The sequence below is a fragment of the Psychroflexus aurantiacus genome (genome assembly GCF_010820555.1).
GTDB classification, from domain to species: Bacteria; Bacteroidota; Bacteroidia; order Flavobacteriales; family Flavobacteriaceae; genus Psychroflexus; species Psychroflexus aurantiacus.
This window is the reverse complement of the sequence record NZ_JAAIKD010000002.1, coordinates 90,580-103,690: the sequence shown is the minus strand read 5'-3', so window position 1 is coordinate 103,690 and position 13,111 is coordinate 90,580. Positions and strand designations below refer to the sequence as shown.

The 13,111-nt window shown below is 39.5% G+C and carries 14 protein-coding genes; 9 read left to right on the top strand and 5 right to left on the bottom strand.

Annotated elements, in window-relative coordinates; all coding sequences use genetic code 11:
• Positions 1-10: 10 nt before the first annotated feature.
• Together rny and G3567_RS03140 are read left to right on the top strand one after the other, a co-directional pair.
• On the top strand, positions 11-1,573 hold the full coding sequence (rny, locus tag G3567_RS03145) for a ribonuclease Y (RefSeq protein ID WP_164003877.1): 1,563 nt from the start codon (positions 11-13) through the stop codon (positions 1,571-1,573).
• Between the two features lie 100 nt (positions 1,574-1,673).
• Positions 1,674-2,171 carry a hypothetical protein gene (locus G3567_RS03140; RefSeq protein WP_164003876.1) on the top strand — a complete coding sequence of 166 codons (498 nt, stop codon included), beginning with the start codon at positions 1,674-1,676 and terminating at the stop codon, positions 2,169-2,171.
• 69 nt (positions 2,172-2,240) lie between these two features.
• Here the strand turns inward: G3567_RS03140 and G3567_RS03135 are convergent, their stop codons facing one another.
• A complete protein-coding gene (locus G3567_RS03135; RefSeq protein ID WP_164003875.1) occupies positions 2,241-2,660 on the bottom strand; it encodes a nucleoside-diphosphate kinase in 420 nt (139 codons plus the stop codon).
• Between the two features lie 59 nt (positions 2,661-2,719).
• Positions 2,720-3,766 (bottom strand): alkaline phosphatase D family protein, encoded by a 1,047-nt coding sequence (locus G3567_RS03130; RefSeq protein WP_164003874.1) that lies wholly within the window; start codon positions 3,764-3,766, stop codon positions 2,720-2,722.
• A gap of 72 nt (positions 3,767-3,838) precedes the next feature.
• Between G3567_RS03130 and G3567_RS03125 the strand changes: the two genes are divergently transcribed.
• Genes G3567_RS03125 through G3567_RS03115 form a run of 3 tightly spaced genes read left to right on the top strand, consistent with a single transcriptional unit; the run spans position 3,839 to position 6,450 of the window.
• The gene (locus tag G3567_RS03125) at positions 3,839-4,852 is read left to right on the top strand and encodes a DHH family phosphoesterase (RefSeq protein WP_164003873.1); all 1,014 of its coding nucleotides are present in this window, start codon (positions 3,839-3,841) and stop codon (positions 4,850-4,852) included.
• Entirely contained in the window at positions 4,849-5,391 is a 543-nt protein-coding gene (gene gldI, locus G3567_RS03120; protein WP_164003872.1) for a gliding motility-associated peptidyl-prolyl isomerase GldI, read from the top strand. The genes G3567_RS03125 and gldI overlap by 4 nt, the downstream gene beginning before the upstream one ends.
• Positions 5,392-5,403: 12 nt before the next feature.
• On the top strand, positions 5,404-6,450 hold the full coding sequence (locus G3567_RS03115) for a peptidylprolyl isomerase (protein ID WP_164003871.1): 1,047 nt from the start codon (positions 5,404-5,406) through the stop codon (positions 6,448-6,450).
• A gap of 307 nt (positions 6,451-6,757) precedes the next feature.
• On the opposite strand, the gene G3567_RS03110 is transcribed toward G3567_RS03115, so the two are convergent.
• Positions 6,758-6,946, bottom strand: coding sequence for a CsbD family protein (locus tag G3567_RS03110; RefSeq protein ID WP_164003870.1), 189 nt, complete (start codon positions 6,944-6,946; stop codon positions 6,758-6,760).
• A 51-nt stretch (positions 6,947-6,997) separates the two neighbouring features.
• Between G3567_RS03110 and G3567_RS03105 the strand changes: the two genes are divergently transcribed.
• Positions 6,998-8,110 carry an esterase-like activity of phytase family protein gene (locus G3567_RS03105; protein ID WP_164003869.1) on the top strand — a complete coding sequence of 371 codons (1,113 nt, stop codon included), beginning with the start codon at positions 6,998-7,000 and terminating at the stop codon, positions 8,108-8,110.
• On the top strand, positions 8,111-8,689 hold the full coding sequence (locus tag G3567_RS03100) for a phosphoglycerate mutase family protein (protein ID WP_164003868.1): 579 nt from the start codon (positions 8,111-8,113) through the stop codon (positions 8,687-8,689).
• On the opposite strand, the gene G3567_RS03095 is transcribed toward G3567_RS03100, so the two are convergent.
• Entirely contained in the window at positions 8,676-9,425 is a 750-nt protein-coding gene (locus tag G3567_RS03095; RefSeq protein ID WP_235923455.1) for a DUF6503 family protein, read from the bottom strand. The two genes, G3567_RS03100 and G3567_RS03095, sit on opposite strands and share 14 nt — an antisense overlap.
• An 85-nt stretch (positions 9,426-9,510) precedes the next feature.
• Between G3567_RS03095 and smpB the strand changes: the two genes are divergently transcribed.
• Together smpB and G3567_RS03085 are read left to right on the top strand one after the other, a co-directional pair.
• Positions 9,511-9,975 carry an SsrA-binding protein SmpB gene (gene smpB / locus G3567_RS03090; RefSeq protein WP_164003867.1) on the top strand — a complete coding sequence of 155 codons (465 nt, stop codon included), beginning with the start codon at positions 9,511-9,513 and terminating at the stop codon, positions 9,973-9,975.
• 18 nt (positions 9,976-9,993) lie between these two features.
• Complete coding sequence (locus G3567_RS03085; protein WP_164003866.1) at positions 9,994-12,468, top strand: DUF5686 and carboxypeptidase regulatory-like domain-containing protein; 2,475 nt, start codon at positions 9,994-9,996, stop codon at positions 12,466-12,468.
• Here the strand turns inward: G3567_RS03085 and G3567_RS03080 are convergent.
• The gene (locus G3567_RS03080; protein WP_164003865.1) at positions 12,465-13,106 is read right to left on the bottom strand and encodes a protein-L-isoaspartate(D-aspartate) O-methyltransferase; all 642 of its coding nucleotides are present in this window, start codon (positions 13,104-13,106) and stop codon (positions 12,465-12,467) included. The two genes, G3567_RS03085 and G3567_RS03080, sit on opposite strands and share 4 nt — an antisense overlap.
• Positions 13,107-13,111 lie beyond the last annotated feature (5 nt).

The following is a 13,111-nucleotide window of genomic DNA, read 5'->3' as shown; positions in this document are numbered from 1 at the left end:
ATATACAATTATGGAAATTACATTTATTATAATAGCAGCAATTGCTGGACTTATCATCGGTTTTATAATTTCGAAAACCATCGACAGTAAAACTGCTACCGGCACTGTAAAAAGCGCCGAGAAAGAAGCTCAAAAAATCATTAGAGAGGCTGAAAAAGAAGGTGAAAGCGTCAAAAAAGACAAAATCCTTCAGGCCAAAGAAAAATTTATTGAACTCAAATCTGAGCATGAAAAAGTCATTCTTAGCAGAGATCAAAAAATAAGCGAAGCCGAAAAAAGAACAAAAGACAAGGAATCTCAGGTTTCCAATGAGCTTGCCAAAAACAAGAAACTAAATACAGAGCTTGAAGACAAGCTTAAAGATTATACCTACCGAACAGAATACCTCGAAAAAAGGCAGGAAGAAATCGACAAGATCCTTCAGCGTAAAATCGATCAGCTCGAAGTCCTTAGCGGCCTGAGTGCAGAAGATGCCAAGGCTCAGCTTATGGAATCGCTCAAGGAAACCGCTAAAGCCGAAGCCATGCAGATGATACAGGATACGGTTGAAGAAGCTAAGCTGACCGCCCAGCAGGAGGCTAAGAAAATAGTGATCAACACCATTCAAAGGGTTGGAACTGAAGAAGCTATTGATAACTGTGTATCGGTTTTCAATTTGGAAAGCGATGACGTTAAAGGTAGAATTATTGGACGGGAAGGTCGAAACATAAGGGCTATAGAGGCGGCGACTGGTGTGGAAATCATCGTCGATGACACTCCGGAAGCTATTATCTTATCCTGTTTTGACTCCATACGTCGTGAAGTGGCCAGATTATCCTTACACAAACTGGTAACCGATGGCCGTATTCACCCGGCACGAATTGAAGAAGTCGTCAAGAAAACCAGAAAAGCGATTGATGAAGAAATTATAGATATAGGTAAACGAACCATCATCGATCTTGGGATTCACGGCTTACACCCGGAGCTTGTAAAGATGGTAGGACGAATGAAATACAGATCGTCTTACGGACAGAATCTTCTGCAACACTCCCGAGAGGTCGCCAACCTTTGCGGCATCATGGCTTCAGAACTCGGACTCAATCCAAAACTTGCCAAACGAGCCGGATTACTTCATGATATTGGTAAAGTTCCAGAAAATGAAACCGAACTTCCACATGCTATTTTAGGAATGCAGTGGGCGGAGAAATACGGTGAAAAACCTGAAATTTGTAATGCGATTGGAGCTCACCACGATGAAGTGGAAATGACTTCCTTACTTTCTCCTCTGGTGCAGGTTTGTGATGCGATAAGTGGCGCCAGACCCGGAGCCAGACGACAAGTCCTGGACTCTTATGTGAAGCGACTAAAAGACCTTGAAGACATCGCCTTTGGTTTTGGTGGCGTCAAAAAAGCTTATGCTATTCAAGCCGGTAGAGAATTGAGAGTGATAGTGGAAAGCGAAAAAGTAACCGATGAAAAAGCCTCTGCTTTATCTTTTGAAATCTCACAAAAAATTCAAACCGACATGACGTATCCAGGTCAGGTAAAAGTGACTGTGATACGTGAAACGCGAGCGATTAATATTGCCAAGTAGTGACAAAAGATTGACTTTAAAGTTAATTATTATTAACATTTTCGGAATGAGTTATAGTTAATTAATATTTTGCCGATTAATTTATATAAAATAATTAATCATGAAAAAAATCATCGTATTAGGAGCATTTTTAATTTCAACTTTAAGTATGAATGCTCAAGAAGCTAACGTTAGTCTAAGTGGAGCTTTAGAATTTGGTCAAGGAGAGTCTTTAACTTTTGGTCTTAACCTAGATTTGAATTATTTATGGGAAGCTTCTGAAAAATTTGACTTTGGTCTCACCGCTGGTTATCATTACTATTTTAAAGAAGATTATCAACTAGTACCATCTACGACTATCGATGTTCCAGATTTTAGTTTTTTACCACTCGCTGCTGCTGCTCGTTTTAACGCCACTGAAAAGTTAACTTTTGGCGCAGACATAGGTTATGCTTTGGGTATTAGTCCTAGTGGAAATAATGGTGGATTTTATTACGCCCCAAAGGTTCAATTTGGCGTAACTCCAACATTAGATATTGTTTTTGCTTATAAAGTAATTACCTTTGACGGAGGAGGCTCTTTTGATGTTGCTAACATAGGTCTAGAATTTGGGTTTTAATTCATTAATATATTAACAAAAAAGGCTGTTTCAAATGAAACAGCCTTTTTTAATTTAGTCATATTAGATTTAAAACTGCTCTCTTCCTGAAAAATGAAAATTGCTTTCAATAGTTGCATTTTCATCGCTGTCACTTCCGTGGATAGCATTTTCGCTGATGGAAGCTGCATATTTTTTACGAATCGTGCCTTCAGCAGCCTCTTCAGGATTGGTAGCACCAATCAAAGTTCTGAAATCATCAACCGCATTTTCTTTCTCAAGAATCGCTGCTACGATAGGACCACTTGTCATATATTCAACAAGTTCTCCGTAAAAAGGTCTCTCTTTATGAACTTCGTAGAAGGTTTTAGCATCCTGTTCTGTCATTTGCGTCATTTTGAGCGCAACAATTCTAAAACCTGATCCAGTAATTTGTTTAAGGATATCTCCTGTATAGCCTTTAGATACTGCATCTGGCTTAAGCATGGTAAATGTTTTATTTCCTGCCATTGTCTTGTTTTTTATTTAAGCTGCAAAAGTAAGCAATTCTAAAGACTTTTACTTACTTCTTACTTTGAGAAACTCAGCTTTAAATTTTGAATCACATGACCGTCTTTAGTCGATTTTATTTTTAAGTCCGCTTCTTCAACTTCCAAATCCAGATCGACAATCCCGTAGCTGGTTTGAGCTACAACTTCTCCTACTCGGTACTGGTTTGGCTCTCCATCATAAGATGCATACGAATGGGTTAAGCCACTGGACGTAAAATCAGTTAACATATAATCCAAACCCTCGATTTTCTTTTGTGAAAATTCTGAAATGTGTCTGTCCCCACTTAACATCAAAACATTATCAAGTGAATAGTCTAGTAATAAGCTTTGTAATTTCTCAACCTCGTGAGGAAAATTACCCCAGGTTTCGAATCCGTGCTCGCTGGATAGAAACTGAATACTGCTCACGATGATATTGAAGTCCGCTTCAGACTTTTTAAATTCCTGCTCCAGCCAGTCCCACTGAGCCTCACCAAGCAGGGTGGAATCCTGTGAGCTATGTGGCTGATACCTCTTATCAGAAGCTTCCGCCTCCAACAAACCATCTCTAAAGTAACGCATATCCAGCATGTAGAATTTAATGCTTTTATCCCCGGCATCAATAACCTCAGCATGATAAATCCCGCCTCGGTTTGCCATGGCGTGCGTGGAATCTATATCCATAAAATCCATAAAGAGGGTCTTTGCTTCGTCTTTGTATTCCCAGCCTTCACCGGCATCATTTTTACCGTAATCATGGTCATCCCAAACCCCCATAGGGCCGTAAGGAAGCTTACTCACAAAAGTCTGGTAATAAGGGTTATTTTTAAGACTATCGTACTTGGCCTCCATCAGGTCCATATCCGGTGTATCGGCATAGATATTATCTCCTCCCCAAATAAAAATATCTGCAGAATCTTTTTGAATCACAGACCAGTAATCCTGCGGCATGTCCTGACGGTTACAACTTCCAAGAGCAATTCTAAAGCTGGTTATCTGTTCAGCATCAGCTGGTTGTTCGGTATTAGGCCTACAGGACCCTAACATAACAGAAGCTAAAACCAGTACTAAAAATCTAGTGTTCATGTTTAAATATTTTAGGCAAATCTAGAACTTCCAGTGTTATTGCATTATTAAGAATTCGTACATTTGAAATCTATGAGAAAAAAAACAATCGAAGGTCTTAAAAGCCAGTTGTCTTCAAATTCAAAAGTAAGCATTATAGGTCATAAAAATCCAGATGGGGATGCTTTAGGCTCCACTATGGGACTTTCTTTATTCCTGGAGCAGCTTGGTATTTCAACCCAGGTAATCATGCCTAACGGCTTTCCGGATTTTCTCAAGTGGCTTCCTGGTATAAACACGGTGCTTTGCTACGATGCAGATAAGGAACAGTGTGAAAAAAAATTAGCGGATTCTGATTTTGTTTTTACTTTAGATTTCAATGATTTTGGCAGAACCGGCAACCTGGGAGAGTTTCTCAAAGCCCTGGACACCAGATTTGTGATGATAGATCATCATCAGGAACCTTCAGATTATGCTGAGTTTATGCTTGTCGATACGCATATCGCTTCAACCTGCGAACTTGTATATGAGTTTATAACGACAGAATATTCAGAACAGAAATTAACTGCAGAAGTAGCAAGTTGTCTGTATACAGGCATAATGACGGATACAGGCTCGTTCAGATTCCCTTCAACCACCAGCAAAACGCACCGAATCATTGCAGATTTGATAGATGCGGGAGCAAAAAACAGTCAGATTCATCAGGACATCTATGATAATAACGCAGAAAGCCGACTTCATTTGCTTGGTCAGGCACTTCAGAATTTGAAAGTCCTGGAAGACTTTAATACCGCTTATACCTACCTGACTCAGGACGATCTCAATACCCATGGGTTCAAGAAAGGAGATACGGAAGGCTTTGTGAATTATGCTTTATCCTTAAAAGGCATTAGATTTGCAGTGATTTTTATTGAAAATAAAGCCGAGGAGATTATAAAAATATCCTTTAGATCTATTGGCGATTTTGACGTGAATACATTTGCCAGAGCACATTACCATGGCGGAGGTCATAAAAATGCAGCCGGAGGAAAAAGTGATTTGGATCTCAAGTCTACTTTAACAGAATTTGAAAACAGGTTGGATGCCTACAAAGAAAAGCTCTCATGAAAACAGTATTATATGCAATGTTATGTCTCTTTTTGCTTCAGGGATGCAAGTCACCTGAACCCAGAAAGCCAGTAAGCAGAACCTCTAAAAGTTTTACAAATAAGTCCTTAAAAATGAATAAGGCTATTGTTGAAAAAGAAGAGTCCTATATCAGAGAGCTCATCAAAAAAGATTCAACACAAGCCTATATCACTTCCGCAGATGGATTTTGGTACTATTATAATACTAGGAATGACAGGGACACCCTTACGCCTGAGTTTGGTGACGAAGTTGAATTCAATTACAATTTACTCACCTTACAGGGGGACACCATCTATTCTAGAAAGGAACTCGGTGAGAGAGCTTATGTTATCGATAAAGAAGAAATCTTTACAGGCCTGCGTCAGGGCCTTAAACTGATGAAGGAAGGTGAAACGGTCACCTTTCTTTTCCCTTCTCATCAGGCTTATGGCTATTATGGTGATAACGATAAGATCGGATCTCACGTTGCCTTAAAGGCCAGAGTAACCTTAAATAAAATTAAAACAAACATTGATTAAAACCTGAACACAATGAAAACACTAAAATTATCTTTAATTGCTTTAGCAGGACTCTTCATTTATAGTTGTGCCTCCGAATATCCAAAATTAGAAGACGGACTTTACGCAGAGTTCGAAACTTCTGAAGGCGATTTTGTCACCGAGCTTTACTATCAAAAAACACCTATGACTGTAGGTAACTTTGTCGCTTTGGCTGAAGGGAATCACCCTAAAGCTGACGAGCAATTCCAGAATGAAAAATTTTATGACAGCCTTATTTTCCACCGAATTATCGATGGATTTATGATACAGGGCGGTGATCCGCAGGGTACAGGTCAGGGCGGACCCGGCTATTCTTTCCCCGATGAGTTTCACCCCGATCTGAAGCACGAAAAAGGAGTGCTTTCTATGGCTAATGCCGGACCAGGTACAAACGGAAGTCAATTTTTTATCACGCTTGTACCAACACCACATCTGGACGGCAGACACAGCGTTTTTGGTAAAGTTGTCGTTGGTGAAGCCGTTGTCGACAGCATTGGAAAAGTGGAAACAAAAAAACCCGGAGACCGACCTGTTGAAGATGTAGTTATAGAAACCGTCAATATCATAAGAAAAGGCAGTGAAGCTAAGGCATTTGATGCCGTTGAAGCTTTTAAGGAAGGTGTAAAAAATGCTGAAGAAGCTAAAAAAGAAGCCCTGGCTTTACTAGAGAAAAAACTAGAAGAGGCCAGCGAGGGATTTGAAGTGACGGATAGCGGACTTCGCTATAACATCACAACCGAAAATCCAGGCGGAGTTTCACCAGAGGCCGGAGATATGGTCAAGGTACATTATTCAGGATATCTTCTGGACGGAACAAAATTTGATTCCTCTTTAGACAGAGATGAACCTATCGAATTTGCTGTAGGAACCGGAAGAGTTATTCCAGGCTGGGACGAAGGAATTATGCTGCTAAAGACCGGAGAAAAAGCTGAACTCGTTATACCCGCTGAATTGGCTTACGGTGCCAGACAGGTTGGACCAATTCCTGCAAACTCCATTCTAAAGTTTGAAGTTGAACTACTCGAAGTAGACAAATAATCCTACTATCCATAAATTAGCTTTTAAACATTTACTGTCAACTCTAGATGTTGATGGTAAATGTTTTTTATTATATAAAGAGGGTAAGCAAAAAGACCAATTATACAATTACTAATCAGTTTTGAGCATAGTCCCATAGAGAGCTAAACATGAAATCAATCCCACTTATCCTATAACGAAATAGCAACAGAGTCTATTCCGCCGTATTCGAATTTTAATGTAGAACTTGTAGAGGTATACTCTAAATAAAACAATACAGCCCTGTGACTTGTTGTCACAGGGCTGTATTGTATAAAGAAAAGCAATATTACATATTATTGATTTCTTCTTTTAATTGTTCTTTGGTTTTACCGGTTTTTTCCTGAAGCTTACCGAGCATTTCTTCAAACTTACCTTCAGAATACTGCAGGTCGTCTTCTGAGACATGTTCAGCATATTTTTGCTTAAATTTACCTTTAACTTCTTTAAATTTTCCTTCTAATTGATCTAAGTTCATAATATTTAGTTTTAGATTTAAACTTTAATTTACTAAACAATTCCTTTTTTTATGTTAATACCTTCTTATTTAACTCAACTTTTAAGGTTAAGCCTACTCTCGGTTTTAATCGCAGGTTGTAGCACTACCAAAGGCTTAGGAAACCAAAATCTGGAAGTTGAATTTTTGGACGAGTACACACTCCCTGCAGGTTTTAAGGTTAAAGGGGAGACTTTTGGTGGTATTTCAGGCGTTGATTTCAGAACGGGCAAGCTCATCATGACCAACGACTCCCCTTCCAATCCTTTACTCTTTTCTGCTGAATTTAATCTCAATGGCTATACCCTCGACACCCTTGTGTTTACATCGGTCTTAAAACTTGAGGGGGATGCTTTTTTTGAAGAAAATGCTTTGGATATGGAATCTGTTCGGTTTGATGGGTTGGATTACCTGATTTCTACTGAAGGAAACATCGATAAAGACCTTCCTCCACGGATTTTTAAACTAAGCCAAAACGCGGAGTTTATTGAACAGTATCCGCTACCGGATTACTTTCTGCCAAACGGCACTAATCAGCCCAGGCATAATGGTGTATTTGAGGGATTATCCATGAGCTCTAACTCGAGCGGATTTTGGTTTGCCAACGAGCTTCCCCTGGAAGAGGACGCTACGACCCCTAAGCTTTACAACACCAATTCACCTGTTCGAATAAGCTATTATGACAGAAATCAGAATCAAATTACCAGGCAATATGCCATGGATTTGGATAGAATTACAAAAATTCCGCTTCTTCCGTTTGCACTGAATGGATTGACAGAACTCCTTCAGCTCGATGAAAATAGATTCTTAGTCCTGGAAAGGTCATATTCAGCGGGTCATAAAAGCCATGGCAACCGGGTGAAGTTATTTCTGGTTGATATCAGCAAAGCCACAGACATCAAAGGCATAGAGGAACTCAGTACGGCTTCCGAAAACATAGTTTATGCCAAAAAGAGCCTGCTTTTCGATTTTAAAAGCATCGCATCCAAACTAACTCATAAAATCGTGGACAACCTGGAGGGAATTTGCTTTGGTCCCATCCTGCCCAATGGAAATATAACTCTAATCGTTACCTCCGACGATAATTTTAATAATTTTGGACCTCAGCTGAATCAATTTATCCTTTTGGAGTTAAAATCGAATTAAATGAAATCTACACCACTTTACATAATTAGCCTAATAGTTCTTCTTATGACCTCCTGTAAAGAATCCAGTACATCCTCTTTTCCCTACGATATCCCTGAAGGCCAGGATCCTCGAAACACGACTTATTATTTTTTAAGGCATGCCGAAAAGGACACCTCGAATCCTCAGGAAAAGGATCCTCATCTCACCGATGAAGGCATCAGAAGAGCCAATTACATGGCCACTTACTTTGCAGACAAAGACTTTGACTTGTTTTATTCCACCGACTACAGCCGAACTATACAAACGCTCATTCCTATCGTTCATAAATTCAAAGGGACTATCCAAAGTTACGAGGCCCAAAAAGACACCTTGTTTACCGAAGCCTTCTGGAAAGAGACCTATGGGAAAAATGTTTTAGTGGTAGGGCACAGCAACACCAATCCAAAATTTGTCAACGAAATCATTTCAGAGGAAAAATATCAGGACCTGGATGAAAGCAACTATGACGTCTTTTTTAAGGTTGAAGTTAAAAAAGACCTAAGCCTTAAAGATTCTATGATTACTAGAGAAGTTCCTGAAGATTTTACTTACAATTAAGCTCAGCTGGAGTTAATTCAATAGCCTTGTTTTCTATAACAGATAAAAGTTCGAGTTCATCATTTTCAAACAGATCTGCCAGGCCTTCCAGATTTTTAGATTTTTTCTTCGGCTTATAATTTTCATAGTCCTGGAAAACGATACCCTCGATTGTTCTCCTGTTGATGGCTTTTCTAAAACGCAGGCCACCTTCATTCACTATAAAGCTATAAGCTAAGTAATCCATTGAGAAATCTTTGACATCGAACCAGTAGATAAAAACATCTTCGAAATCGACTCCTCCTCCCTCTTCAGAAAATCTGACCTGCACTTTGTGATAGGTCTGGTCCTGAATCTCTTCTTTACCCAGATACGATAAATTGACAGCATCATCTTTCAGCCTTAAGGGGAGCTGAGTGAAATAATGAACAGAATTGACAGATTCATAATAGGAAAAAGCCGTAGAGTCTGCCAGTTTTACCAGTGAATCGCTGTAGTAACGCTTAAGCTTTTCGTTGACTAACACATCTCGGACAGGTTTGGTTTTAGAAATTCTTTCAAATCTAAAGCCATCACAGGTGGGGATAGCTTTATAGGTATACTTTCTAAAATCAAATTTAAGAATTGTGGTGTTCAGCTTCGATTTGCCAGAGTAAGCAATGGCTTTATCCACAATTTTTTCCGGAGTCAAAGTCGAATCAGATTCCTGACAACTTACCAAGGCAATTATTAAAAGTCCAAAAATATATTTCATCATAGTATTAATTTAACCATAAACATTAGTCGCTACTTATCTCTATCCTTTCAAAAGTCTTATTTTTGAAAGAATTACTAGAAACTCTATGCTGAAAAATAAAGTCAATATAAAGAATAAGAAAGCAAGATTTCAATATGAAATCCTGGACAAATATACAGCAGGAATTGTATTAGCCGGTACCGAAATCAAATCTATTCGCGAAGGCAAAGCTACAATTGCCGAAAGTTTTTGTGAGTTCAATGATAAAGGAGAACTCTTTGTCATCAATATGGATGTTCAGGAGTATTCTCATGCGACGCACTTCAATCATAAACCCAAAAATGCCCGAAAGCTCTTACTCAATAAACAAGAGCTGAAAAAGCTTTATAAAGAAGTTAGAAACTCGGGACTTACTATCATTCCGTTAAAATTATTCCTGAACGACAGAGGTTTTGCAAAATTGCAAATCGCTTTATGTAAGGGTAAAAAACTGCATGACAAGCGGGAAACCATAAAGGATAGAGATACGAAACGCAAGCTTAACCGTATCAACAAAACTTACAACACCTAGTATGCGCTAAACCTCTAGATGAAACATCAACTCTTACTTTTTTACTTTTTATTCTTTTCAGTGTTTGCTCAGGCTCAGATTTTAGGAAAAGTGACGGATACTGAAAAGCAACCTCTTCAAAATGTAAACGTTTATGTGGAAGGGACCTTTACCGGAACGACGACCAATGCCAGCGGCGAGTTCAAAATCAATGTAGATTTAGCCAAATCCCAGGTCCTTGTTTTCAAGTTTCTGGGTTTTGAAACCGAAAGAAGAACTCTTGAAAAGAATGCAACTTATCTGGAAGTTCAGCTGTCAGAAAAAGTGACCAGCCTGGAGGATGTGGTAATCACCAATAACGAAGATCCTGCCTATGCCATTATCAGAAACGCCATTGCTCAACGCAAAGAGAACTTAGCAAAGATCAAAGAATTCAAAGCTGACTTTTATTCCAAGGGACTCTGGGAAATCCAAAATGCACCTGAAAAAATACTCGGCCAGGACGTGGGGGATCTCGGCGGAGGTCTGGATTCCACCAGAAGCGGTGTGGTTTATCTCAGTGAAACGGTTTCTAAAATTGCTTACAAAGCTCCCAATCGGTTTAAAGAACGCATCATCGCTTCCAAAGTGAGCGGAAACGACAGAGGATTTAGTTTTAATTCTGCCGAAGATTTCAATTTTTCATTCTATGAAAACACCATTGATTTAGGAAACAATCTGGTATCCCCTATCGCCGATTTTGCATTGTCCTATTACGACTACAAACTCGTTGGAACCTTCTATGACAACGACAAATTTCTGGTCAATAAAATTAAAGTTATTCCCAAACGCCCCAAGGATATTGTATTTAGCGGTCATCTGTATATTCTGGAAGATACCTGGGAAATTTATGGCATTGAATTAAAAACCACAGGAAAATCTTTGCAAATTGAAGTGGTTGATGAAATCAATTTCAATCAAAACTTCAAATACAGCGAAGAGAACGCCTTTTGGGCACTAATCTCCCAGGATATTTCCTTCAGCTGGGGAATATTCGGGATTTCAGGAGGCGGAGACTTTGTCGCTTCCTATCAAAACTATGACTTCAACCCCGGACTCACCCCTAAGGACTTCAACAATGCCATTATTGTGTTTGAGAAAGAAGCCAACACCAAAGACAGTTTGTTTTGGAAAAAAAACAGGCCGGTGCCACTGACGAGCCTGGAGCTGGAGGATTACGCTTTTAAAGACAGTATTCAAACACTCAAAAACTCGCCGGCCTACAAAGACTCTATTGATGCCGTTAGAAATACCTTCAGTATCACCGATCCTATTTTTGGTTACTCCTGGCAGAATTCAACCTCGCATCGGGAAGCTGGATTTACAGGGCTTACCAATATCAATTACAACACCGTTCAGGGCTTCAATATCAAGTCTGATGTGTATTTCAGACAAAAAGATACCGCAGGCACTTACCGCAGGTTTTGGGAACTCCGCTCTTTTTTCGACTATGGATTCTCTGAAGAAAAGCTAAGAGTTCATGGAAAGTGGACTAAAAAATTCAATAATTTCTCCAGGCCTTTCTTCAGCCTTTCCGGAGGAACTAAGCTGGAAGAAATCAACTCTACCAACCCCATCAATGAACGTTTATCTTCTGTTGCTTCTGTGTTTTTTGAAAGGAATTATCTCAAATTATATGAAACTAGTTTCGGTGAAGTCAGTTATAGTCAGGAGGTCTTTAATGGACTAAGAATGAGTGCAGCTTTTAAGTTCGAGAGAAGGCGAGCCTTAATCAATTCTACAAACTCTCCGATAATCCCTAATGAAAATGGAGGATTCACAGCCAACAACCCCCTGGCACCACAGGATTTTGGCTCACTGCTATTCCCTTCGCATAATATCGGTAAGTTAAGAATCGCAGGGGAACTCAATTTTGACCAGGAATATGTACTGACGCCCAATGGAAAATACAACACCTACAGCAATAGGTTTCCTGTCTTGAGCTTTCTGTATGAAAAGGGGCTGGCTTCAGATATAAAAGATTACCATTTTGATTTGCTAAAAATCAGACTTACTCAGACTAAAACCATTTCCCGGTTTGGTGACTTAGCTTATAGTTTGAATGCAGGCTTGTTTTTCAATGCTGAACATATTTCATTTCTGGATTATACGCATTTTAATGGAAATCAAACCAGAATAGGCACTTCAGACAATTACCTCAATCAGTTTAATCTATTGCCCTACTATGAACTTTCAACCAATTCAAATTATGCAGATGTTCATGTGGAACACAACTTTAAAGGTTATGTTCTGAACAAGTTACCCTTGCTCAATCAACTCAATTTCAATCTGGTTTTAGGAGCAAAAAGCCTGTTTACAGAGGCATATAACCCTTATTCTGAATTTTCTGTCGGCTTGGATAATGTGGGATTTGGTGAATTTAGATTTTTTAGGCTAGATTATGTCAAACCTTATCAAAGCGGCTGGCAAAATGGAGCTCTCATCTTCGGCATTAAATTACTGGACCAATTTTAGTTTTTATCCTCCAGCAGCGGAACGAACCTGAATTCTCCGAAGGTTTCTTTCTGAAATTTTGTAGGTGTAGTTCTTGTCAGTAAAGTCATAATTTGCGGATCCTCCCCTACGGGAATCACAAGCCTGCCCCCTACTTTCAGTTGAGACAATAAGGGCTTTGGAATAAACGGGGCGCCAGCAGTCACGATGATCTTATCGAATGGCGCATAGTCTGGAAGACCCTTGTAACCGTCTCCAAAACTCATAAACTTGGGTCTGTATCCTAACTGCTCCAGGAAGTTCTTGGTTTTTTTGTAGAGTTTGTGCTGACGTTCTATGGTGTAAACTTTGGCTCCCAATTCACATAACACAGCCGCCTGGTAACCGCTACCCGTCCCCACTTCCAAAATCAGATCTCCGGGTTTGACCTGAAGCAGTTCCGTTTGAAAAGCAACGGTATACGGCTGAGATATGGTCTGTCCTGCCGCAATGGGAAAAGCTTTGTCCTGGTAGGCATGGTCTTCAAAACTACTATCCATAAACAAGTGCCTGGGAATTGAGTTGATGGCATTCAAAACCTTCTCGTCTTTGATGCCTTTTTCCCGAATCAATTCTACCAGTAATTTGCGTTTACCCTGCTGTCTGTAACTGTCTTCCAAGCCTT

What these genes read in the sequence shown, in the direction of transcription:
- G3567_RS03125 (WP_164003873.1), top strand. Translation starts at nt 3,839, where the DNA reads ATGAGAAAAAAAACAATCGAAGGTCTTAAAAGCCAGTTGTCTTCAAAT.
- G3567_RS03140 (WP_164003876.1), top strand. Translation starts at nt 1,674, where the DNA reads ATGAAAAAAATCATCGTATTAGGAGCATTTTTAATTTCAACTTTAAGT.
- G3567_RS03115 (WP_164003871.1), top strand. Translation starts at nt 5,404, where the DNA reads ATGAAAACACTAAAATTATCTTTAATTGCTTTAGCAGGACTCTTCATT.
- rny (WP_164003877.1), top strand. Translation starts at nt 11, where the DNA reads ATGGAAATTACATTTATTATAATAGCAGCAATTGCTGGACTTATCATC.
- G3567_RS03130 (WP_164003874.1), bottom strand. Translation starts at nt 3,766, where the DNA reads ATGAACACTAGATTTTTAGTACTGGTTTTAGCTTCTGTTATGTTAGGG.
- G3567_RS03085 (WP_164003866.1), top strand. Translation starts at nt 9,994, where the DNA reads ATGAAACATCAACTCTTACTTTTTTACTTTTTATTCTTTTCAGTGTTT.
- G3567_RS03095 (WP_235923455.1), bottom strand. Translation starts at nt 9,425, where the DNA reads ATGATGAAATATATTTTTGGACTTTTAATAATTGCCTTGGTAAGTTGT.
- smpB (WP_164003867.1), top strand. Translation starts at nt 9,511, where the DNA reads ATGCTGAAAAATAAAGTCAATATAAAGAATAAGAAAGCAAGATTTCAA.
- G3567_RS03100 (WP_164003868.1), top strand. Translation starts at nt 8,111, where the DNA reads ATGAAATCTACACCACTTTACATAATTAGCCTAATAGTTCTTCTTATG.
- G3567_RS03110 (WP_164003870.1), bottom strand. Translation starts at nt 6,946, where the DNA reads ATGAACTTAGATCAATTAGAAGGAAAATTTAAAGAAGTTAAAGGTAAA.
- gldI (WP_164003872.1), top strand. Translation starts at nt 4,849, where the DNA reads ATGAAAACAGTATTATATGCAATGTTATGTCTCTTTTTGCTTCAGGGA.
- G3567_RS03135 (WP_164003875.1), bottom strand. Translation starts at nt 2,660, where the DNA reads ATGGCAGGAAATAAAACATTTACCATGCTTAAGCCAGATGCAGTATCT.
- G3567_RS03105 (WP_164003869.1), top strand. Translation starts at nt 6,998, where the DNA reads ATGTTAATACCTTCTTATTTAACTCAACTTTTAAGGTTAAGCCTACTC.